The 2,458-nt window shown below is 31.3% G+C and carries 4 protein-coding genes; all 4 read right to left on the bottom strand.

What is annotated here, in order from left to right; genetic code table 11:
- Positions 1-420, bottom strand: a 420-nt coding sequence (locus I2E70_RS10510; RefSeq protein WP_155173270.1) for a hypothetical protein, incomplete at its 3' end; no start/stop codon positions are given.
- 37 nt (positions 421-457) lie between these two features.
- Positions 458-685 carry a hypothetical protein gene (locus I2E70_RS10505; RefSeq protein ID WP_049523050.1) on the bottom strand — a complete coding sequence of 76 codons (228 nt, stop codon included), beginning with the start codon at positions 683-685 and terminating at the stop codon, positions 458-460.
- Positions 686-727: 42 nt separating this feature from the next.
- On the bottom strand, positions 728-1,360 hold the full coding sequence (locus tag I2E70_RS10500; protein WP_195424703.1) for an LPXTG cell wall anchor domain-containing protein: 633 nt from the start codon (positions 1,358-1,360) through the stop codon (positions 728-730).
- A gap of 635 nt (positions 1,361-1,995) precedes the next feature.
- Positions 1,996-2,241 carry a hypothetical protein gene (locus I2E70_RS10495; protein ID WP_049523071.1) on the bottom strand — a complete coding sequence of 82 codons (246 nt, stop codon included), beginning with the start codon at positions 2,239-2,241 and terminating at the stop codon, positions 1,996-1,998.
- Positions 2,242-2,458 lie beyond the last annotated feature (217 nt).

Raw genomic sequence — 2,458 nt, 5'->3', positions numbered from 1 at the left:
GTTATCATTTGATAGCTTGTAACGAAGATTAATAGATGATAATACAACAGCGACTATCACAATAAGAGTTACATCAAATTCAAGATGAATAAAGAAGTTTATTGAGTTTGTTTTCAAAAAATCTGATCCTAAAATAAATTCAACTATATTCTTTAATATCGGAACTGATGATATATCATTGATTTTAAAAATTGAAATAATTGCTGAAACTATTAAAGCAATACCAATTTTTGAAACAATCCAAACAACAAATAATGTAATGACCATTAGTATTAAATCCTTTAGAAAAAGGAATAGAATAAATGGTGCTGAAATAATTAATGTGAACAACTTTAAAAGACCTCTCAAAATAGAAGGTTTTGATTTTGTATAAGTTGTTTCTTCAACTATTTCCAGTCTATCATCATTGTTGTAATTCATCTATTATCCTCCTTAAAATACCTTAAAATAATGTATTTTAGAACGAGATAGCTCCTAAAGCTGATACAATGGCTGCTGTAATTCCTGGAATTAGCACAGTCAAAGCACCACCTGAAATCATAGAAGTCATACCTTGATCCATCTGTTGTGGGTTCTGATTTTTTCTTCCTGAGAAGTAATCAAAAGCACCAGTAAGAAGCCAACCTAGAGCTACTACTGTTAAAATAGCTCCTAATCCTGTAATAACTTTTGTTGCAATTTGCATTGTTTTATCTCCTAAATTATTTGTTAGTTAAAATTGTCCTAATTAGTTGTTTTTTTTCTTTAAAACAGGTAAACTAGATAATAGACCAAGAGCGCCTAAAATAGACAAGGGTAGCGTACTTTGTACGCCTGTTGATGGTAATTCATCACTTGTATATTCAGCAGATTTTGGTGTTTCTGTTGATTCTGTTTTAGTGTTTTTGGGTTGTGTTGCCGGTGCTTTGTAAGTGCCGGTTTTTTTGGGTGTTGCATCTGCAGGTGTTGGTGTTTCAGTAGGTACTACTGGATCTACAGTTGGTGTTTGTTCTGTAGGTTTTGGTGTTTCAGTAGGGGTTACTGGATTTGGTGTTGGTGTTGGTGTTGCATCTGCAGGCTTTGGTGTTTCAGTAGGTGCTACTGGATCTACAGTTGGTGTTGGTTCTGTAGGTTTTGGTGTTTCAGTAGGTGCTACTGGATCTGCTGTTGGTGTTGCATTTGTGATTTTTGGTGTTTCAGTAGGTGCTGTTTCTACTGTTGTTGGTGTCAATACCGTTGGTGTTGGTGTTGTTGGTTTTAACACTACAGTAGGTGCTGTTTCTACCGTTTTAGGTGTTTCAATAGTTGTATTTTCTTGTGCCTGCGCAGATTGAAAACTTGCTAATGTTGAGACACTTAGTAAAACTAGATATTTTTTCATATCTTTCCTCTCTTTTCTTTTTTCTTTTTTTTCGTGCTGTTTATAGCTTGGTAACAGCGAACTCCTCTAGCTGTTTTTTAAAAAAACTTTATACGCTCTTTTGAGTGTGCTTTAATGTACTAGCCCGGTCTATCAATGGATAGATATACGCTAAATTCCCTTTCTCCTTATCCGTAGGCTAACTGATCGGAATTTAGGTTTGTATTCAGTTTTCAAAGGTCTAATTATTTAAGGTTTACCACCTTATCAATCAATAGAATTTTTCTGTTGATTGATAAGGCAATAATTCCTTTCTTCATAATTATATTGTACCACCACTAAATACATTTGTCAATATATTTGTAAATATATTTATAATTATATTTACTTTTTTTGTGCTTGAATTATAAAATTTTAGCAAAAAAGGCTGATTTATTGATAAACAGCCTTGACATAAAAACTTATTAAAGTTAAAATACAAATGCTGAATAATCAAAAGTGGTTTTTTTGATATTCGGTTGGGCAGACATTCCCGTGTCTGCCTTTTATTTTGTTTTAACAGCTTCTTTAGATTTATTCTAATTTAATAGTTTGAAATTAAAGTTATTATACATTCATTTAATGTATAGCGCAAGTAAAAGATCATTACAAAAATGTTACAATTGCTCAATCATTGTATCTAAAAATGCAGAATCAGAAGTAAATCCTTTTTGTCGAGCGATTTCTGTCAATTTAGATCGATTGCTAGGTTTAAGCGTAAATTGAAATTGTTTCTTTTTCTCTTTTTCAATAGCACTAATGTTACTTAAAAAATCTGATTCAGCAACTGCTGTTTCTTTTTTTTCTTCAATAGTTTCTTTTACCGCCTGAGCGATCTTAGTGTTTTTGCTTTCAAATGCCATATATTTATTCTCCTCTCTCTATACCTATCTTATCATTTATATTTTTATTTGTAAATATAAATATAAATCTATTTAGCATCTTCATCTAAACATTTTTTCATATTGTTAAATGCTAGATTTGTTTCTTTAAAGAATTTTAAATGACTGTTGTATTGGCTATCTTTTTCCATTTCGCTAATAGGTAACATTTCTAAAGTCGTCTTGTTAAATAACTCTT

The sequence above is a fragment of the Streptococcus parasanguinis genome, assembly GCF_015556095.1.
Taxonomy (GTDB): domain Bacteria; phylum Bacillota; class Bacilli; order Lactobacillales; family Streptococcaceae; genus Streptococcus; species Streptococcus parasanguinis_Q.
The sequence above is the reverse complement of the archived record's forward strand: the minus strand, read 5'-3'. Positions and strand labels throughout refer to the sequence as shown.